Origin of the sequence: Pontibacter cellulosilyticus, from assembly GCF_014306105.1 — a bacterium.
GTDB lineage: Bacteria > Bacteroidota > Bacteroidia > Cytophagales > Hymenobacteraceae > Pontibacter > Pontibacter cellulosilyticus.
The window spans coordinates 37,623-57,142 of sequence record NZ_JACRVF010000006.1 but is presented as its reverse complement, the minus strand read 5'-3'; the positions used below and the strand labels follow the sequence as shown (position 1 = coordinate 57,142).

General features: G+C 43.3%; 22 protein-coding genes. 7 read left to right on the top strand and 15 right to left on the bottom strand.

The window, feature by feature from the left end:
* Window positions 1-92: 92 nt before the first annotated feature.
* Window positions 93-1,184 carry an A/G-specific adenine glycosylase gene (gene mutY, locus H8S84_RS17885; RefSeq protein WP_187068753.1) on the bottom strand — a complete coding sequence of 364 codons (1,092 nt, stop codon included), beginning with the start codon at window positions 1,182-1,184 and terminating at the stop codon, window positions 93-95.
* A 323-nt stretch (window positions 1,185-1,507) separates the two neighbouring features.
* Here mutY and H8S84_RS17880 point away from each other — a divergent pair, with 323 nt between their 5' ends.
* From H8S84_RS17880 to H8S84_RS17870, 3 genes are all read left to right on the top strand, one after another.
* Complete coding sequence (locus H8S84_RS17880) at window positions 1,508-1,813, top strand: HU family DNA-binding protein (RefSeq protein WP_187068752.1); 306 nt, start codon at window positions 1,508-1,510, stop codon at window positions 1,811-1,813.
* Window positions 1,814-1,873: 60 nt separating this feature from the next.
* Window positions 1,874-2,737, top strand: a complete 864-nt coding sequence (locus H8S84_RS17875; RefSeq protein WP_230407250.1) for a tetratricopeptide repeat protein — start codon at window positions 1,874-1,876, stop codon at window positions 2,735-2,737.
* 208 nt (window positions 2,738-2,945) lie between these two features.
* A complete protein-coding gene (locus tag H8S84_RS17870) occupies window positions 2,946-4,544 on the top strand; it encodes an Rne/Rng family ribonuclease (RefSeq protein ID WP_187068751.1) in 1,599 nt (532 codons plus the stop codon).
* Window positions 4,545-4,617: 73 nt separating this feature from the next.
* Here H8S84_RS17870 and H8S84_RS17865 read toward each other — a convergent pair whose 3' ends face one another.
* Window positions 4,618-5,286 (bottom strand): porin family protein, encoded by a 669-nt coding sequence (locus tag H8S84_RS17865; RefSeq protein ID WP_230407249.1) that lies wholly within the window; start codon window positions 5,284-5,286, stop codon window positions 4,618-4,620.
* Window positions 5,287-5,362: 76 nt separating this feature from the next.
* Here H8S84_RS17865 and gldB point away from each other — a divergent pair, with 76 nt between their 5' ends.
* Window positions 5,363-6,364 carry a gliding motility lipoprotein GldB gene (gene gldB, locus H8S84_RS17860; protein WP_187068749.1) on the top strand — a complete coding sequence of 334 codons (1,002 nt, stop codon included), beginning with the start codon at window positions 5,363-5,365 and terminating at the stop codon, window positions 6,362-6,364.
* Window positions 6,365-6,383: 19 nt separating this feature from the next.
* The gene (locus tag H8S84_RS17855) at window positions 6,384-7,583 is read left to right on the top strand and encodes a glycosyltransferase family 4 protein (protein ID WP_187068748.1); all 1,200 of its coding nucleotides are present in this window, start codon (window positions 6,384-6,386) and stop codon (window positions 7,581-7,583) included.
* A gap of 29 nt (window positions 7,584-7,612) precedes the next feature.
* Here the strand turns inward: H8S84_RS17855 and H8S84_RS17850 are convergent, their stop codons facing one another.
* Window positions 7,613-8,125: a YdeI/OmpD-associated family protein gene (locus tag H8S84_RS17850; protein ID WP_187068747.1), complete on the bottom strand. Its 513-nt coding sequence runs from the start codon at window positions 8,123-8,125 to the stop codon at window positions 7,613-7,615.
* 219 nt (window positions 8,126-8,344) lie between these two features.
* Between H8S84_RS17850 and H8S84_RS17845 the strand changes: the two genes are divergently transcribed.
* Window positions 8,345-8,812, top strand: a complete 468-nt coding sequence (locus tag H8S84_RS17845; protein ID WP_187068746.1) for a DUF4890 domain-containing protein — start codon at window positions 8,345-8,347, stop codon at window positions 8,810-8,812.
* Between the two features lie 65 nt (window positions 8,813-8,877).
* Here H8S84_RS17845 and H8S84_RS17840 read toward each other — a convergent pair whose 3' ends face one another.
* The 10 genes from H8S84_RS17840 to H8S84_RS17795 all read right to left on the bottom strand — a co-directional run bounded on the left by H8S84_RS17840 (window position 8,878) and on the right by H8S84_RS17795 (window position 16,249).
* Window positions 8,878-9,465, bottom strand: a complete 588-nt coding sequence (locus H8S84_RS17840; protein WP_187068745.1) for a phospholipid scramblase-related protein — start codon at window positions 9,463-9,465, stop codon at window positions 8,878-8,880.
* A 153-nt stretch (window positions 9,466-9,618) separates the two neighbouring features.
* The gene (locus H8S84_RS17835; RefSeq protein WP_187068744.1) at window positions 9,619-10,899 is read right to left on the bottom strand and encodes an APC family permease; all 1,281 of its coding nucleotides are present in this window, start codon (window positions 10,897-10,899) and stop codon (window positions 9,619-9,621) included.
* Window positions 10,900-10,967: 68 nt separating this feature from the next.
* On the bottom strand, window positions 10,968-11,477 hold the full coding sequence (locus H8S84_RS17830) for a hypothetical protein (RefSeq protein ID WP_187068743.1): 510 nt from the start codon (window positions 11,475-11,477) through the stop codon (window positions 10,968-10,970).
* Window positions 11,478-11,572: 95 nt separating this feature from the next.
* Window positions 11,573-11,911 (bottom strand): hypothetical protein, encoded by a 339-nt coding sequence (locus H8S84_RS17825; RefSeq protein ID WP_187068742.1) that lies wholly within the window; start codon window positions 11,909-11,911, stop codon window positions 11,573-11,575.
* 585 nt (window positions 11,912-12,496) lie between these two features.
* Window positions 12,497-13,180, bottom strand: a complete 684-nt coding sequence (nth, locus tag H8S84_RS17820; protein WP_187068741.1) for an endonuclease III — start codon at window positions 13,178-13,180, stop codon at window positions 12,497-12,499.
* 19 nt (window positions 13,181-13,199) lie between these two features.
* Window positions 13,200-13,430: a hypothetical protein gene (locus H8S84_RS17815; RefSeq protein WP_187068740.1), complete on the bottom strand. Its 231-nt coding sequence runs from the start codon at window positions 13,428-13,430 to the stop codon at window positions 13,200-13,202.
* The gene (locus H8S84_RS17810; RefSeq protein WP_187068739.1) at window positions 13,405-14,007 is read right to left on the bottom strand and encodes an RNA polymerase sigma factor; all 603 of its coding nucleotides are present in this window, start codon (window positions 14,005-14,007) and stop codon (window positions 13,405-13,407) included. The genes H8S84_RS17815 and H8S84_RS17810 overlap by 26 nt, the downstream gene beginning before the upstream one ends.
* A 500-nt stretch (window positions 14,008-14,507) precedes the next feature.
* Entirely contained in the window at window positions 14,508-14,897 is a 390-nt protein-coding gene (locus tag H8S84_RS17805) for a group III truncated hemoglobin (RefSeq protein WP_187068738.1), read from the bottom strand.
* Window positions 14,898-15,166: 269 nt separating this feature from the next.
* On the bottom strand, window positions 15,167-15,505 hold the full coding sequence (locus H8S84_RS17800; protein WP_187068737.1) for a hypothetical protein: 339 nt from the start codon (window positions 15,503-15,505) through the stop codon (window positions 15,167-15,169).
* A 390-nt stretch (window positions 15,506-15,895) separates the two neighbouring features.
* The gene (locus H8S84_RS17795; protein ID WP_187068736.1) at window positions 15,896-16,249 is read right to left on the bottom strand and encodes a hypothetical protein; all 354 of its coding nucleotides are present in this window, start codon (window positions 16,247-16,249) and stop codon (window positions 15,896-15,898) included.
* Window positions 16,250-16,498: 249 nt separating this feature from the next.
* Here H8S84_RS17795 and H8S84_RS17790 point away from each other — a divergent pair, with 249 nt between their 5' ends.
* On the top strand, window positions 16,499-17,761 hold the full coding sequence (locus H8S84_RS17790; RefSeq protein ID WP_187068735.1) for an MFS transporter: 1,263 nt from the start codon (window positions 16,499-16,501) through the stop codon (window positions 17,759-17,761).
* Window positions 17,762-17,825: 64 nt separating this feature from the next.
* On the opposite strand, the gene H8S84_RS17785 is transcribed toward H8S84_RS17790, so the two are convergent.
* Entirely contained in the window at window positions 17,826-17,942 is a 117-nt protein-coding gene (locus H8S84_RS17785; RefSeq protein WP_187068734.1) for a 30S ribosomal protein THX, read from the bottom strand.
* Between the two features lie 73 nt (window positions 17,943-18,015).
* On the bottom strand, window positions 18,016-19,026 hold the full coding sequence (locus tag H8S84_RS17780; protein ID WP_187068733.1) for a hypothetical protein: 1,011 nt from the start codon (window positions 19,024-19,026) through the stop codon (window positions 18,016-18,018).
* Between the last annotated feature and the right edge of the window lie 494 nt (window positions 19,027-19,520).

Below are 19,520 nucleotides of genomic sequence, written 5' to 3'. Positions count from 1 at the left end.
TTTAATAGTTAAGTTATTTGGGCTACTCCGGCAACCAAGCCGGAGGCAATATGGCTTACTGAACTACAAATATACAGGTATAATAGTTCAGTCTATAAATGTACTAAAATCTTTGCATCTTTCAAATAGTTGCTGATCAAAACAGGCTTCGGAAGTTCGTCTATTTTTTCCGGGCTGTATAGTACCAGCCTGCTTTCCTGTAGCACCTCTTCTTTTAAACGATTTTTAAGTTTAAAATGGTAGAAACGAGCCGTTATTTTTTGATGACTAAGTATATGTTTATAGTCTTTGAAGGAGTATATGGCCTGTGTTTTATCAAGCTCAATACCTGCTCCGGAAAGTTCCTGCATAAAGGTCTCATATGCCAGATCTTTACTCCCCGACTCAAACAGGTAAAAGTCGTACAATCCTTGCCAGATGTCTCCCTCCAGGCGCTTGCGTAAGTAATAAGCACCATCAAACTCCAATACGATGTAGTGGAAAAACCTTGGGCGCGCCGCCTTTGCCTTAGACTTTACTGGTAGCTCCTGCACCATGCCATGGTTAAACGCAAAGCAGCTTTGCTGCAAAGGGCAAAATAGGCAATCAGGCATGACTGGTGTGCACTGTATAGCGCCAAACTCCATGATAGCCTGGTTGAAAGTATCCGGCTCGTCGGCAGGCACCAACTCATCGGCAAGTTTCTGAAATACTTTACGGGATGCTGGTGCCGCTATATCCTCTGTAAGTCCAAAAACACGTGACAGCACCCGAAACACATTTCCATCCAGCACAGCTACCTGTTCTTTAAAAGCAAAAGAAGCAATGGCTGCGGCAGTGTAACTGCCTACTCCTTTCAATTTTAGCAGTTCTTCATACTTGCCCGGAAACTGGCCGCCATACTTTTCTACTACCAACTGTGCTGTGTGGTGCATGTTGCGGGCACGGGAGTAGTAGCCTAACCCTTGCCAAAGGCGCAGTACCTCGTCCTGAGGTGCCGCTGCTAAGTCTTGTACAGTTGGATAGTTTTCTACAAAATTCTGGTAGTATGGCAGCCCTTGTGCTACCCTTGTTTGCTGAAGTATGACTTCGGAGAGCCAGATATAGTATGGGTTAGTTGTTTCGCGCCAAGGCAAGGTACGTTTGTGCTGGTGGTACCATTTAATAAGTGCTTGGGCAAAATGTTTGTTTGGCGTAAATGCCATATTATTAATTAATTGACTTCTTTGGTGTTGAGATGGAACAGGTAAAAGTAATCATTTGTTCTGAACGCGGCCACATCAGCAGATACACCGAAATATAACAGCGCATGCTGTGTTTAGTTATGTGTTATGTGGCACGGGTATTGCGTTAATTCAAAATATCGGGTTAAAAAGGTAAGTATCAGCCTTTAATAATTTGCACGAATGCTTTTACTTATCGAAAAGTAAAACTACCTTTGTGCCCCGAATTTAGTCAGTTGGCGTAACTAACTGATTTTGAAACAGTGGAAATTATCTTATTATTTAATTTATAAAAATCTAAGAAAGTGACTAAAGCAGAAGTAATATCAGAAATTGCTGATAAAACAGGGATTGATAAGGCGGATGTACAGGCTACAATTGAGGCTTTTTTCAAAGTAGTTAAAGACTCTATGGCTGATGGTAACAACATCTACGTGAGAGGTTTTGGTAGCTTTGTGAACAAGAAGCGCGCGAAGAAAGTAGCACGTAACATTTCTAAAAATACGTCTATCATCATCGATGAGCACTTTATTCCGAGCTTTAAGCCGTCTAAAACTTTCATCCAGAAAATCAAAAACAGCAAAAAAATCAAAGAATTAGCTACTGCTTAATTTTTTGTATCTTTGCTGCGCAAAATTTGAAATCATTAAATAATTACTAAGGCAAAAAGAATGTCCCGGTCCCAAATACTGATCGTTGTTATAGCTGTCGCGTTGGTAGCCGCTATGTTCTTTTTGCCTAAAGTAGTTGTTAACGACGACAAAGAGAGCCTGGCTAAAGGTGAAACTACTGCTGCCGTGCCGGAAGGCCACTCAGAAGACGATGGTCACAACCACGGTGCAGAAGGCGAAGCTGCGGCTGACGTGCATACAAAGGCTACGCCAGAGCAACTGCTGGCTTTAACCACGGCACGCGCCAAGTATAACAAGGCAACTGATACTCAGACAAAGAACCGTTTGGCAACTGAGCTGGCAGCTGCTTATGCAGCAGCCTCTAAGTATGACAGCGCTGGTTACTATTACGAAATAGCTGCAAATGCCCGTGGTGGCGAGAAGAGCTATAAGAAAGCCGGTGATGCCTACTATGAGGCTTTTACATTTGCAGCTACACAACAGCGTGCCGGCGAGTTAGGCGCAAAGGCGCGTAACATGTATGAGCAGGTGCTTAAAAACAACCCGTCTGACCTGGATGCGAAGACAAACGTTGCGATGACTTATATTGCCAGCTCAAACCCGATGCAGGGAATTACGCTGCTGCGTGAGGTGATAGCAACTGATCCTAACAACCAGAAGGCGCTGTTCAACCTGGGTATACTTTCTATCCAGTCAGGGCAGTATGATAAAGCAGTAGACCGCTTCCGCCAGTTAGTGGCCGTTAACCCGGAGCACGTGGAGGGTACATTTTACTTAGCTTTGTCGTTGGCCAACACAGGCGAGAAAGAAGAGGCCAAGACTTTATTTAACAAGGTAAAGGGCATGAGCAATGATCCTGCGCTTAACACCTCTGTAGATGAAGAACTGGCTAAACTGAACTAGAGTTAAAGATTTTTTAAAACATAAACGTACAAGACTATGCCTTGCGGAAAGAAAAGAAAAAGACATAAGATCGCTACACACAAAAGAAAGAAGCGTCTAAGAAAAAACAGACATAAGAAGAAGTAATTTCTTCTGCGTTAATTGAGGCCCACATTGCTTCTGCAATAGTGGGCTTTGGTCTATACATCCAACTAATCTTTGAGAGAAATTGAGTAATGAACTAATTATCAATTCTACTCAGGATGGAGAGCGTATTGCGCTTTTACAGGATAAGAGACTAGTAGAGTATCACTTCGAACGTAAGGACACAAATTACATCGTTGGTGATATTTTTCTGGGCACTGTAAAAAAAGTAATGCCAGGCCTAAATGCTGCTTTTATTGATATCGGGTACCAGAAAGATGCTTTCCTGCATTACCATGATCTGGGTGCCAATATCAAAACGCTTAACAAGTATCTAAAAGCAGCTCAGACTCAGAAGAACGCAACGCCTAAGCTAAACCAGATAAAATTTGAGCCCGAGATAGATAAACTGGGCAAAATAGCTGATGTACTTAAAAAAGGACAGCAGCTGTTAGTACAGATTGTAAAAGAACCTATCTCAACTAAAGGGCCAAGACTTTCCTGCGAGTTATCCTTAGCAGGCCGTTTCTTGGTGCTGGTGCCGTTCTCAAATACGGTAAGCGTATCCAAGAAAATTGTCAGTAAAGAAGAACGCACCCGTTTAAAGCGTTTGATCACGTCGATCAAGCCGGAGAACTTTGGTGTGATCATCAGAACCGTGGCAGAAGGCCGCGAGGTGGCAGAGCTCGACAGAGACCTGCGCAACATGCTCGCTAACTGGGAAGAGGGCTTTAAGGCGTTGAAAACAGCCAAACCTTGTGATAAGGTTATTGGGGAACTGAACCGTTCTTCTTCCATTTTGAGGGATTTGTTAAACGAGAGTTTTGATAACATAGTGGTTGACGATAGTCAGCTTTATGACGAGATCAAAACATACATCGGCAGTATTGCACCGGATAAGTTAAAGATCCTGAAGCAGTATACCGGTAAAACCAAAACCTACGAACACTTCCACATCGAGAAACAGCTAAAAGCTGCATTCGGTAAAACAGTGACGATACCAGGAGGCGGATACCTGGTAATTGAGCACACCGAGGCATTGCACGTAATCGATGTGAATAGTGGGAATAAATCTAATACCGAAACCGATCAGGAGGCTACAGCGCTGAATGTGAACATGATGGCTGCCAAAGAAGTGGCACGCCAGCTTCGCCTCCGGGATATAGGTGGTATCATAGTAGTGGACTTTATTGATATGAAGTCGCCGGAAAACCGCCAGAAAGTATATGAGGTTGTAAAAGAAGAACTTAAACGAGACCGATCTAAATCCACAGTTCTTCCGATCTCTAAATTCGGCCTGATGCAAATTACGCGTCAGCGTGTAAGGCCAGAGCAAAATATTGTTACCGGAGAGGTTTGCCCTACGTGCAACGGTACCGGTAAAATAACAGCCAGTATTCTGGTTACAGACGAAATTGAAGCAGCGGTAGACGACCTGCTGACCAGCCACAACCACAAAGGGCTTACAATTTACCTGCACCCGTTTGTATACGATTATTATACCAAAGGTATGATATCAAAGCAAACGAAATGGTTCTTTAAGTACTTTAAGTGGGTAAAGCTGATAAAAGATACATCACTGGGTATTACAGACTTTAAAGTAATGGACGATCGGGGTGATGAGATTGAATTACGTACTACTTTAGTAGAGCCAGAAGAAATACTGGATAAAGACGAAGAGTAAATAATATACTTTTTAATAAAAAAAGCCGCTCTGATAATTATCAGAGCGGCTTTTTTTATTCTATTGTTTTAGGTTAAAACTTTACACCTACATCTAGTGAGAATCCATTGTTTTTGATACCAATGTTTTTGTCTACCAGCACATCGCGGTAAAAATCATCAACGTTTGATAAACCTCTGTGGTAAGTAAGCCCTGCGAATAGCTTTGTGCTCTCGCCCATCTGGAACTCAGCTCCGCCACCAAGTATGGCATCGGCTTCGAAAATGCTGAAACGCTTCGATACCTTTTCACCATTGATCACTTTCTCATCGTTCACGTTGGCAGATACTCTTGTATTTAAAGAACCACCCACCTGGAAGTATAAAATAGTGCCCGGCGCTACTTCATTTGTAAAAAGCTTAAGCGATACAGGTAGCTCGATGTATTGTAATGAGTTATCATCTTGCCCCTGAGTTGTGATGGTGCTGCCATTTTCATCGCGCACATAACGGTAAGAAATCTCGCCGCCTTTGCTGCGGTAAATAAGTCCGGTGCTAAAGGCATAGTTCTGAGCAAAGAAATAATCAGCTACAACACCTACACCTAATCCCAGTTTACTACCTTCGTTTTCAAAGTTATACTTATCTTCGGCTATAAAGCGTGGACTGGAGATAGTGGGTGATACCATTAAACCAATTTCAACCTGGGCCATAGATGTGAACCCAGCAAGTAAAAAGAGTACTAAGAATGTGATTTTCTTCATGAGCATAATTAAATTGATGCATTAGTGTTACACTAATACGTAAGAACCCTCTATTTTTGTACAAATATACACGATAATGTATTACAGATTTCTAATACTCGCGGTACTGCTGCTCTCTTTCGGGTGCAAAAAGAAAGGCTGCGATATACCCGAAGAAGTGGCTGAAATACCTGTGCAGGTAAAAATAGAGCGTCTAGAGAAGTCATTTTTCGAAGCCGATACCAAGCAGGAGGTAGCACAGTTTCTAAACGAGAACCCGCTGTTTGCAGAAAAGTATTTGCAGCGCAGCGAATACCCTGCTGACTCTGTGCTGGTAACTTCGCTGCTGCCATTAACGACCAATGCCTCTTTGGATACGCTGGTGCAGGAGGCAAACAAGCGGTTCGGAGACATGGAGCAGGAGAGGGAGCAACTGGAAACTGCTTTCAAATTTATAAAACACTATTACCCGGAGTTTAATCCGCCGCAGGTAAAAACCTTTGTTACCGGCCTCGGCACTTTGGGAAACGACTTGTTTGTGTCGGATTCGCTTTTGGTTTTCGGTATCGATTATTTTATCGGTAAAAATGCCACATACCGTCCGCAGGCTTACGAGTATATCTTAACGCGTTATGAAAGAGAGAAAATGGTGCCTGCCGCCATGCTGCTGTTGTCTAACCGCTTTAACAAAGCAAATCTTACAGACAGAAACCTGCTTTCTGAGATGATAAACATGGGTAAAGCGTACTACTTTGTAAAAGCAGTAATGCCTTGCACACCAGACTCCCTTATCATTAGCTACACAGACCAGCAACTAGCGGATATACACCATAACGAAGGCCGCATCTGGGCTCATTTTATAGAGAAAAGTCTGTTGTATGAGAAAAACCCGTTCCAGATACAGAAGTATATCGGAGAGCGCCCTTCTACACCGGAGATTGACAGCAAAGCTCCAGGCCGCCTGGGTACATGGGTTGGCTGGCAAATAGTAAACACTTACATGGAGCGCAACCCCAATGTAACGCTGCCGGAATTGATGGCCGAAACAGACTATCGAAAGATTTTCAACGAATCGAGGTACAAGCCTAAGAAGAAGTAGCCCTACGGGTTAGCCCCTGATGCACATAGCCATTATTAGCCAACACCACCATAATCCTGACTGCCCCGCCTGGTGCAGGCACTATTCTTTTATGAATGAGTTGGTAAAACGCCACCAGATAACGCTTATTACGGGCAAAGGCTGGCGCAGATTCAGAATAACCAATAAGTATAGCTGGGTGCCTAAAGGCGTAAAATTAGACGAGTGCAACGTGCCCTATGCAAATGAGATGGGTGTTTTGCAGCGGCTGCTCTCTTTTTCCGGCTATACAATCTGTAGTCTCTGGAAAGGTATAACCATGCCAAAGCCAGATGTTATCTGGGCGGTATCTACGCCTCTTACCACTCCTTGGGTAGCTGCGCAGGTAGCCCGCATGCGTAATGTACCCTGGGTATTTGAAATGCAGGACTTATGGCCAAGTTTCCCGATAGAAATGGGTGCCATCAAGTACAAGTGGATGCAGCAACTGCTGTTTCGCATAGAAGAAAGCCTCTATCATAGCGCAAGTCAAATTGTTACAGTTTCTCCGGATATGACTGCCTATGTAGCAAGTTTGGGCATACCTGCAGAAAAGATCACAACAAACTATAACGGAACCGACATAGAGCAGGCGGATGCTGCGACAGAGCAGGATGTAGAAGAACTGCGTGTAAATTATAACCTGCAAGGCAAAAAGGTGGCGCTGTATGCCGGTACTTATGGTCGCGCTAATGGTATACCAACGCTGATGCAGACGATCCGAAGTATGAGCACTGATACAAGTATAAAGTTTATACTTATCGGCAACGGTTACTATGAGCCTAAACTAAGGAAGCTGGCAGAGCAGGTGCCAAATCTATTGTTGCTGGAGCCACAGCCGCGGCATGGTGTCTTTAAATTTTTTAAGCTGGCAGATATCGCTCTGGTAACTTTCAATAATTTACCTGTGCTGGCTACTAATTCTCCCTCTAAGTTCTTCGATAGTTTGGCCAGCGGCACACCTGTGATTGTAACCAACCCAGGCTGGACAAAGCGATTTGTGGAGGAGCATAAAGTAGGATGGTATACACCTGCTGAAGATGCAGCTGCCCTGGCTGAAACTATAAAACTTACCCTAAGCAAGCCAGAGGAGCTAAGTGCAGCCGGTGCCAGAGGTAAAACTATTGCGCGCCAAATGTTTAACAGGCAGGATTTGGTAAAGGAGATGGAGAAGGTGTTGGTAAAGGCTGCTAAAATATAATTTGTTAGCAGGGAGAGGTAAAGGTTTATCTATTTCCCCAGCATCTCTCTAAAAGACTCTTTACCCACAGGTAGCTTCTTCAAATTCTCAATTAAAAGTATGGCTCTCTCTATTCTGAGTTGGCTGGTTTTAACGCCTGCTACATAATGGATAATGTAGCGCTGTCTGCCGGGTGTTAAGCCATCAAAGCGCTTTTTGCCTTCCGCGTCTTGTTGCAACAGTTCTTCCAGCTCTTCGGGTACTTCCATGCCATACTTACTTTCATCTTTCTCCAGCTTTACCCATACTTCGGAGCCAGCTTGCAGTGCCAGCTGCTTCAGGCGCTTACTGTTTATGCTGATGTACCCACTGCCATTGCCTAAGGCCACTATCCCGCCCTGGAAGGTAAGGCTGTCGTTAACGGTGCAGAGCAGGCGCACGTTATACTTGCCACCTAATTGCTGGACTACCTCCTGGGGCACTTCTACATAATGCATGCCCACCAGGTGAGCCAATTTATTGATATGGGCTTTATACTTTATCTCATGAGTGGTTGCTGGCATAAGCGCATTTTTAGAGATGAAACGATGTATAAGTTTAAAGAAAATACGCCAAAGTATAACCCAAATAAAGGTAGTAGCATCAAACTACATATTTGATAGGTTTGCCTTTCAATCTCCAAACATTTTCTGGCATAGCTTTTGGTTTAGGAAAGACAACAGAGCCTGAAATACCAGATTTATGCTCTGCATGAATAACATTCACCCCTAAAGAGAAAGAAGATGAAGAAGTTTATAGCAGTATTATCGCTTAGTGTGCTAATGGCGGGTACAACCTATGCGCAGCAGGAACCACAGAAAGAGAGAAAGCAACGCACAGAGCAGCGTGGTGAAAGAGTGCAGAAGCACAGGAAATCGCCAGAAGAAATGGCTGCTAAGCGAACTGAGAAACTTACCCAAAAGTATGACCTGAGCAAATCGCAGCAGAGGAAGTTACAGGCACTTAACCTGAAGCATGCCCAGGAGAAACATGCCTTGCATGCTAACCGCGGCGAAGCCAGAAACCACAGGAGTGCACGTGGCGAAATGCAGGCTAGCAGGGCGCGCTATGAAGCCGAGCTAAAGGACATCATGAACAAAAAGCAGTATGCCCAGTACGAGGCTGATAAAGCAGAGAAACGTGCCAGGCATGATCAGAAGCGCGAGCACCGTAAGGCGCACAAAGGAGAAAGACAGCAGCACAAGAGCTAAAGATAAGAGAATGCAGAAGGGGAGGCTGAATGGCCTCCCCTTTTCTTTTGTAGCTATACTACGGCTTACTCTTTTAAAACCATATCGATGCACATAACGGCGCCAAGTATAAGCAGGCGTATGTTGTTGTCTTGTGGCACGTGGTCGGTAATGTTTAGTATGTAGTTGTCGGCAGAGGTGAAAAACTCTTTGCCAATGCCAGCCCACTTTTTGCTGACGTGCGCAAACTCCAGGTTATCTTTCACAAACTTAAAGTCCCAACTGGTCCATTTGCCTTGTAGCGTAAACAGGTAGTTGTCGTTCGCATCTACAATGTTAAACTTGCCCCCAATAGAGAAGAACTTTTGCTTCAGGCGGCCAACTAATTCGTCGTTCTCGTCCAGTATCTCTACAGTGGATACAAAAAAGGCCAGCCCTCTGCGTACTGTTAATACTTTTTCGCCGGCGGCAGTTCTTACTTCAATGTTAAAATGTGTTATTCGTTTGTAATCAGTGAAGCGCAGAAGGCGGGTAAAGAAACCAAGCTTTTCTTCGCGGCAAGTCAGGATCAGTTCCTGCGTTTGCGGGTTAAAGATGTCGAAGTTGTTAGCAGCTTTAAAAATGCCGGTGTGTTCTTTTACAAAGTATGAATTCTGGTTTAAAACAGGGTGCATGCAGTAAGGTTAGATTTTTGTAATGTTGGTTTTATACTTGTCGGGTTAAACCGAAACTTCTAATATAGGAAGTATAAAGTATAATTGCCCCTAAATTTAAAGCAGCAAGTGCTATTTTAAGGTGGAAATGACAAATTGGAGCCCATAGAAGCTTTACTTCACCTTACTTCTTGAGGTAGCTTTATAAATACCAAATAATACCAGACCGGCTACCACTGTTATAAACACATCGGTTAACTCCGATACTTTAGAACTGGACAGTAGCCAAACAGAGGCTATGATACCAGCTGTGGCAAAAAGATGTCCGAACGGGAGCCTGTAGTAAGTTGCTTTTGCATCATCTTTTTGCCGTAGCCTGATCATGGCGAAACAGACCATCAGGAAAATCAAAACCTTGCTGATAACGCTGATTGAAACAGCATAAACAAACGAGCCGGTAAGAGATGCTGCCAGTGAGACTGCCGAAAAGATCACCAGCGAATAAACAGGCGTACGGTTTTTAGGGTGCAGCACAGAGAACAGGCGCGGGAACTGCTTCTCTTTGCTTAAGGCAAACGGTACTCTTGAGCCGATCAGCATTACAGCATTCAGGGTGCCCCCGATAGAGACGACTGCTCCAAGTGTGATCAGAGTTGCTCCCGGTGTTCCTATTATCAGCTGAGCAGCGTCTGTTATGGGTCTATCAGATGAGGCAAGGGTTGGCAAAGTACCTATACTTACAAATTGTATCAGCCCATAAAAAACAGCTACAAATAAAATAGACAGAATAAGCGCAAAAGGGATGTTTTTGCCAGGGTTCCTGACTTCTCCGGTATTAACAAGCACGGCCTCAAATCCTGTGAAAGCAAACACCAGCATCAGCACAGTAGACGAGAAGTTGGAAATTGGAGGTGGCGCCTGCTCCAGATCGATCAGGCTTGGATTAATGAAGAAGAACCCTACTACTACAAAGAGCAGGAGCGGCAGGATTTTCGCAATTGCTAGTGTGTTGTTAAGGTTAGTGGAGCTTCTTATGCCAAGATAGTTTACCCATGTTAGTACCAGCGTAATGCCAATCATAAGGCCAAACCTATAGACCTGGTCCAGGAATAGCGGATTAAAGTAACTGAGATAGGTAACCATCAGGTTTATGAGTGCAGCATAGGTAGCTACTCGTGTAATAAGTATAAGCCAACCGATAATAAAAGCCGGCACTTTTCCGAAAGCAGCCAAAGTATAAAGATAGGGGCCGCCTGTTTTGGAAAATCTACTGGCAACCTCAGCAAAATTGAGTACCAGTACAAAAACAATAATGGCACACAAAAAGAGAGCCGGAAGACTGTAAATACCGGATAGGCTGTAGATCTTAGAAGGCAAGCCAAAGATACCGGCCCCGATGGTGCTGTTGATCAAAAGCAAAACCAGCTCCCACTTTGTTATTTCTCTTTTTAGCATTTATGGTTTTGTTTGGTGGGGCTGTAATGTGTTTGGCTAAGGTAAGCTCAAGGGTGCTTTAGCCTTTATTATCTGCCCATGCTGTTTACTTTTTCATGTTTTGGCTCATGCATATCAATCTCCGTTTTCTTGCTCCTAACTTTTTCTAAAAAACTTATCAGAATGAGTGGGACTATGTTGAGCATAACTATGAGATTGTCTGCGTTTGGATTGTAAGAGAAGTTAAATCCTGAGAAAGAGAAGTTAAACTTAAACAAAAAGCTGTTGGTCAAATCCATTCCGACAGAAAGTTGAAAGCCAGAGTAATACTGGTATGTCATGCCAAACAGGCTTATGTAGAATACCTGTAATAATTGGTGAACTATTGTCAATTTGATTCCTTTCTCGATTCGCTCCGGCTTCGTCAACAAATTTCCACTGTATATAGAAAAGCTGTAGAGTCCTAGTGCCAACAGAATAACCAAAACTGTTAGGTTGGACATCGTCTCTGTTGTGAGTACTAGCCAGAGAGTCAGCCCAATGCCAATCACACCTCCCGCTATTTGATACCATCCAATATATTTAAGTCTTTCGTCCATTTTATTCATTTGTATGCCAGCTACCGGTCTCGTACATGAGTTGAGCGATGCTCTGCTGAAGCTTTGCACATGTACATTGTTAGCCTGATTTTTACTTATTCTCCGCAAACTACCTTTGTCACCAATTGTGTCTCAGGATCAAAGTATATTTCTGTTCCTGTCGAAGCAAGAAATACTGAAGGATAAGTAAGGTAGTATGTTTTTTCTTTACTGTTGTTAAAGCTGGTCCATATCTCACTTCTATTTCCCCTTCTGTAATATTCATAGTCTCCCATCACTTTCTTCGCTTCTTCCAGCGTCATACCTACTTTCACACTTCCACACATAGATAAGTATTGGGAAGCGTCATTCTCGTATTTCAGAAAATCATATATGGTTTTAACGGTAGCAATTAAGCCTATGAAAGCAAAAATGTATAAGAGTTTCTTCTTCATTTAAATTAAGGCTAACGTTACTCGTGTAGCAGAATGGCGCAGCGTCAGCAAGCCGTACTGCTAAACTTTGTTAGGTGCTTTAGTTTTTAATTAATACAATGGTAGCAAGTATAAAACAGCTTATTAGGTTTACCCAAGATAGTGCTACTACATACTTTTTATACTTCTGAAGGTTCTTGTCATTACTGTTTACCGATTTAGTAAGTATGAAAGGAAAGTACACTATCAATTTTGTAAAGAAATAGCTGAAAGGATTAATATAGAAGTCAATAAAGCTTATATCCAGATTGTTTGCTGCCTTGAAAAACTTAAAGTGGTAATAAGCTTTCAACATAATTCCCACACTAAGAATTAAACCAATAAGTACAGCTGCATATCCAGCAAAATCATCTATGTTCATTTTAATAATTACCTATTGCACCTAACTACTGGCTAAACAAAATCTTATTCGGCTTATCTGTTGTTTTCGACAGATAAGCCGAATAGCTCTATACAATATAGTATAAACTATATCAACCTACAACTACAAAAAAGCCTGCTGCAACTAGAGCTACAGCAGGCTTTTATACTTTATACTTTCAAATTTTATATACCCCCAACTTTATTCTCAGGGTCGTCCGGAATGTTGGGGAAGTTCTTCTGAAAAAAGGCGCAGAAGTGGGTGAGGGGGCATTCTTCGCATTTGGGGCGGCGGGCAACGCAGATGTAGCGGCCATGTAGTATAAGCCAGTGGTGCGCTTTAGCTACCAGGTCGTTTGGCAGGTTGGCCACCAATTGCCTTTCTACCTCTAGGGGCGTTTTAGCATTTTTCGTTACCAGCCCCAAGCGCTTGCTTACCCTGAATACATGCGTATCTACGGCCATGGCCGGCTGGTTCCAGATAACCGATACAATTACGTTGGCAGTTTTGCGGCCTACGCCGGGCAGTTTTACCAGTTGCTCTACAGTATCGGGTACTTCGGAGTTAAACTGCTCTACCAGCATCTTACCCAATCCGGCCAGGTGTTTGGCCTTGTTGTTGGGGTAGGATATACTTTTAATGTAGGGGAATATCTCTTCCGGAGTAGCCACTGCTAGGTGCTCCGGTGTAGGAAAAGCCTCGAACAGGGCGGGCGTAACCATGTTTACGCGCTTATCGGTGCATTGCGCGCTTAGCACAACGGCAAGTATAAGCTCGTAGGGGTTGGTGTATGCGAGTTCGGTTTCAGGCTCCGGGAAGTTCTGCGTAAAGTAGTCTACCAGCAGCCTGTAACGTTCTTTCTTAAGCATAAAAAAAGTTTGCAATCGGTTAAGACTGCAAACTTAAGCTTTTTGAGTAACTAAGTATATTATTAACAGCACACTCATGTGGGCTTTTAAGCGCACTGTCTAAAAGGCTTTGGAGTTGTAGGAGCTCAGAGCAGCCTTCGGCCAGCTCATCGTCGTGCATAAATGTCGACTCCAGCTGCGCGCAGGCATCATCTGCCAACTCGTTGTATACATACTGGATCAGCTCATTCTGTGTAGAGGTTTTTATCATAAGCAATATTACTATTAAGCATCTTTTTCCTCAGGTTGATAAGCGCATAGCGCATACGGCCCAAGGCTGTGTTGATGCTCACGCCGGTGGCGTCGGCTATCTCCTGGAAGCTCATATCTGCGTAATGGCGCATCATAAGCACTTCCCGCTGCGACTGCGGCAGCGTCTGGATAAGCTCTCTCAGGCGGGCATGCGTGTCTTCTTTTACCTGCAACTGCTCGGCAGAGTCTTCTGCAAAAGCCATGGTATTGAACACATTGCTGCCGTCTTCCAGCGTGATCATCGGGCTACGTTTCTCTTTACGGAAAAAGTCGATTGCCAGGTTATGGGCAATACGGCATATCCAGGAAGAGAACTTGCCTTCTTCGTTATACCTACCGCTCTTCATGGTGTGGATAGCTTTGATAAAAGCATCCTGCATCAGGTCTTCGGCTGTATACGTGTCCTTAACAATTAATAAGATCGTGGTGTAAACTTTGTTTTTGTGTCTGTTTACTAGCTGTTCAAACGCATTCTCATTACCTGCGATGTAAAGCGAGACTAAAGCAGAGTCGCTTACTTGCGTAGTTGTATTCATCTTAAAGCTACATTAGTTTAACGTAGAGCTTTATATCATATTGTTGCGTTTAAGTTTTTAAACAAAGTTTTTTTGAAGTGAAGAATCAAATATATGTAATGCTTTTTATTTGTGCAAGTATAACTGCCTGCCCTGTCTCAAAATAAAATCAATGCTTTTTGCATTACTGAGCCTCTGGTGTCAGCGGCTCCTTCCGTTGGTTTTCCTGTATACGGTAGTATATTATAAAAGAGTGTTAAAATTCTTCAATTTAGTTTTCCACATATAGTAAAGGTGGCTTATTTTTAAAATTTAGCGGTTTTCAGCGTATTGCTTCAGCTTGTTTTGTGTAGTTTAGATGCATTAGTTGTGATGTGGTTACAAATTGCCAGCAAATTGAAGAATAAATTTCCAGGACGTTATAAAACAAAAGAGCCCTTCAAAAAGGGCTCTTTTGTTTTAGCTTCAGGGCGCTTAGCGCTGTTGCCATATGTTAAACAGGATGTACAATCTTAAAGTGGCTAAACTGCTGCTTGTCTGGTGTACGGATCTAATATGCCCATCTTCAGCTGAAAAACCTGGGCTATATTTGTTGCCTTATGTTTTGCCTCTGCCGCCTTCTCCCCTTCAAACAACTCATCTATGGTTTGTGTGAACAACTCCACCCAGCGGCTGAAATGAACCTGACCAATAGGCAGGTTCATGTGTTTCTGGAACGGGTACCCCTTGTAAGACATGCTGCCCAGTAAAACGGTGCTCCAGAAAGTATACATCAACGGCAGGTGGTTCTCCCAAACTACTTTAGCATGACCGTTAAAGACAGGCGCAAGCAATTTGTCCTGGTTTACTGCATCGTAAAAAGTATCAACCAACAGTTTTATATCTTCCTCGTTTTCCAGTTCTCGTTTCATATATTTTCTCTGCTTAAGCAAAGCTAAGCCTGCTTAGTTGGTGCCTGCTAAACTTGCTTTTAAGAGGCAAACCACACCAGTAAGGCAGCTTATGCGCGCATACTATACTAAATTAAGATGCAAGTTTAGTGGCTTTTATGCTCCGAGAAAATGATTTATGTCATCTTGGCGTCTAAACTGGGAAATTTAAGGCCAAAGGTATAGGCATAAAAAATCCTTCGAAAGAGCTGAGGATCTTGCCGAAGGATAATCATAATAAATTTTAAGTATTACTTCCTGCTGTAGCCTTTTAAGCGGTTCAGGATTAGCAGTAGCTTGCGGTTTATTTCACGTTCTTCTACAGGTTTGCATTGCGCCGTAATGTCGCATGGCTTCTGTAGCTTCTTTTCAACTGCTTTTAAATGCTCGAGGTAACACTCCAGGGTGGTGCAGGATACATTTTTAAGCGTTGAACTGGTGGTGTCTGTTTCGGTTTTATACTTCAGGTTGATGGCTTTCGATATCTCAACGTTGATCATCTGTGTCAGGTCAGCGTCTGTTGTGATCTCCTGCTGGTACACCTTCCGCTCAATGCTCTCCAATAAAGATCGGATGTCCAGTTGCTTCATAGTCTAATATTTATAGTTGTTAAACAAATTTTAAAGGCCTTTCGGCTTACTAAAGTACGCTAAGCACTGCTGTGCGTTCAGCAAAAACACAGTAATAGCAATATGTTAATCTTCGCCAGGTTTTAGTAACAAGACTATAACAGAATAGTTACTTTGAGTTAAAAACTCTAATGGCCGAGTGGCTATAGCTGAGTAATAGCACAGGTGGCTAGCTGTAAACTTTTTATACTTGAAATAAATTATGGAGTTGCTATTTAGAAGTATAAAAAAGTTAAAATTTTACAAACCCGAAGCGAAGTGGCTATAAGTCACCAGCTAAGATGTTTGCTGATGCTTCTGTAGCCAAAGCAAGGCATCGTGCTCGCTTGTAAAATACTTTACTTTTAACAGCTAGCTAAGCACTTCCTCTTCACGTTGTGTTTGCTGTGTTGTAAGCAGAAGCTCTTTTTGGTGCGGAGACATGAGGTAGGCAATGAGAACAGGTTTACTAATCGCCTGTTCAAGGTAAGGCATAAAAGTGATTAAAAACCAGGTGGCTTTTAGTTTATCTGAGTTGTCCCGCTTGCGTATGTCGTGCAGCCATAGACCCGACTCGTGCTGTTTAGCCACTTCCAGCGAAGTATAGTACCCTTCTGTAAACTGATGCAGGTTTACTTTATTGTTCCACCTGCAAAAGAATATCCCCATTTCCTGCTGAAAGGAAACAGAAAGAAAAGCCAGATCAACTTGTGTAGTTGAAATCATACCACCGGTAAAACTTACAGCTGTTTAACTTAAAGCTACTCAGGTAATGGCAGGCGCACTAAAATATTGTAAAGTCTGTAGTATCAGGATTGTATTAAGGGCTGATTTCGTGAGCTGTTGTAGTAGAAGTACGAAGAATAAGGATAAAAGATGAAGGCTGAGTTGTTAAATTATGATTAACATGAACTGGTGTTTAGTAGCAGGGGTTTGTGTAGCTTTGCACCTTCGCATTTTCTACTTTTGCTGTTCATGAAGAGTACCTTCCGGCACGATCCTTTTGCAGTGCTGCGCATCCCGGATTTCAGATTATATGTTACGGCAAGGCTATGTATTACACTTGCCATGCAGATACAGGCCGTTATTGTGGGCTGGCAGATTTACGAGATCACCAAAGATCCGCTTTCGCTGGGACTGATCGGCCTGGCTGAGGCATTGCCCTCCATTTTCGTGTCGCTTTATGCAGGCTATGTGGCCGACGTGGTTGCCCGTAAAAAGATAATTGTAACGGTTATTTCGGTGTTGCTGCTCTGTTCTGCTGCACTTTTGTTTTTTACGTTGGATGTAAGCCAGGTACTGCAGCAGCATGGGGTAATGCCTATCTATGCGGTAATTTTTCTTAGTGGCCTTGCCCGTGGCTTTATGGGGCCTGCTGTTTTCTCGTTTATGCCCCAGTTGGTGGTCTCAAAGCAGCTTTATGCAAACGCTATTACCTGGAGTTCCACTACATGGCAGGCAGCCTCGCTGGCAGGACCTGCTTTGGGCGGCTTAATCTACGGTTTCTGGGGAGTAAGTATAGCCTACACCGCCGATGCCATACTTGTATTGCTCTCTCTTGTATTTTTCTCGCTAATTGCTTCCAGGCCTTTGCCCGAAAACGCCAATCCTCAAAATTTCAAAGACAGCCTGCGCACCGGCCTTCAGTTTGTTTTTAGCAATCAAGTTATACTTAGCGCTATCTCACTGGATTTGTTTGCCGTGCTTTTCGGAGGCGCGGTAGCGCTGTTACCAGTTTTTGCATCAGATATACTTAACATGGGCCCCGAAGCGCTTGGCTTTATGCGTGCAGCCCCGGCCATAGGATTTGTGCTGATGGCAGTAGTAGTTGCTTACCACCCTATCTCACACAATGCCGGTAAAAAAATGCTCTGGTGCGTAGCCGGGTTTGGGGTGTGTATCGTGCTGTTTGGCCTCTCAACAAATTTCTGGTTCTCAATGGTGCTACTCGCCTTGAGTGGTGCCTTTGATAGTATTAGTGTCATCATCCGATCAACGCTAATCCATACTTTAACGCCGGAATACATGAAAGGCAGAGTATCTTCTGTGAACAGCATTTTTGTAGGGTCCTCTAACGAGATTGGCGCATTTGAATCTGGTTTCACGGCCAGACTGATGGGTACGGTGCCAGCGGTAGTGTTTGGTGGTATAATGACCTTGCTGGTAGTAGGCGTTACCGCTTTTAAAGCTGATAAACTCCGGAACCTGGACCTGACACCCAAACCTGAAATGGCTTAACCTGAAACAGAAACGCCCCAGAGCAGGTATCGTCCGGGGCGCTTCTTTTCCAGTGCAGGAAACTCTATTTAGCTGTCTCCTTTTTTTCTGACTGTGCTTTGTTGGCTTTGCGACGGCGTCTGTTGCCGTATGTGCCTTTTGTAATTTTTCCTTTTCTAGATTTTTTATCGCCTTTTCCCATAAGTAATGTAGTTAGTGTATTAGCTTATAACATCCATACGCATTAAGTATACAGGCGGGTGTACCAACATATACTACTCCAGCACTACCCGTTGGTGTACTACCTCATTACCTGAGGTAGCAGTAAGTATAAACAGGCCTTTGTAGTTTCTTACCTCCTCTGGCGTTAGCCTCACGGCTCCTGGCTGCACCACTTTTGTAAGCACTACTTTACCCGACATATCCTTTAGTTCCAGCAAAGTGCTTCTTGTGCCCCGGTTGCTGTTCCTGATCAGTACTTCGCAATCTCCGTTTCGGCACGGGTTCGGCGACATGGTTACCTGCATAGCACTTGCCAGGGTGTTTTCCACCGCAATTGTGTTGGAGTAAGCAAATTTGCCATCGTAGTCTACCTGCTTTAGTCTATAGTAATTTGTGCCTTGCATCGAACTTACATCCACAAAGCTATACTTCTGGGCAATGTTGGAGTTGCCGTGGCCATTTATCTTAGCTATTTGCTCATAAGCTTTTCCATCTGCACTGCGTTCTACCTCAAAATGGCTGTTGTTTTCTTCGCTGGCAGTTTCCCATTTCAGGTTAACGCCGCTTTTTGTGGCAATGCCTTTAAAGCTGGTGAGTTCAACAGCTAGTGGCTCAATAATGCCGCAATTCAATGACTCAGCAAATATTATTTCAACTTTCTCCTTTTGGTTATTATCAAACTCAATTGTAAGCTTTAAAGAACCGTTATTATCGAACGCATTAGCATTTACCTGAATAATCCTGGTATCTAAGGTGGCGGTAATTTCAGCGTCTGTAATTACAAAAGGTTTTCCTTGCGATTGAGGAATCCTTATCTCTGTTATAACGCCGCAAACATCTTGGAAAAACAACTCTACATCATAGAGTTTGACTTTGTTGGAATTGCCTGGGCTATTAGTACTTGGTGTTACGCTAACATATCCCACCGCAAAGCAACCGTCCGGAGAAATGTACATGCAATCCATTTCTCCCAGGTTGTTACTTTGTGCCTGTGTCTGCAGTGGTATATAACTGCAGAAAAGCATAAGAAGTGTGCTGTATAGTATACTTGTAAATTTTTTCATAGCAATTGTCTTTAATTCTCTCTCTTTCTTACATAGCATCAGCTGCATATCCATGGTATAGGGATAATGGGGGCGATATGCCTTAGAGATAGGGTGGGAGTCCTAAAGCAAGATATAAGGTCGTGGCTGCGCACAGTCCAGGAAGGGTAACGGAACCTGGTACTATGATGGCTGCCAGGCAAAGTGTGTCTTAAATTACTATAAGTTTAACGGCACAGCCTTGTGGCATCCAAACATATGCAGCGGCTATATAGGTGTGTACGAGTTATATGCTATCCTGTTAATATTAATGCTGGCTTTTTGGTGAATAGCTACTATAGTAGAGGGCTTGTGTTATTATAGTACAAGCAGAACTGAAATGAAGAGAAATTCCTAAACCTTTTTACAGCGGCGGCTGTTACAAAAAGATGCTTCTCTCACTTCATAAACGGGTTATCTTAGCTATGACAGTCATTTTGCGCAGGGCACAGAAACTCTTTCAAAAAGAGAGCAGC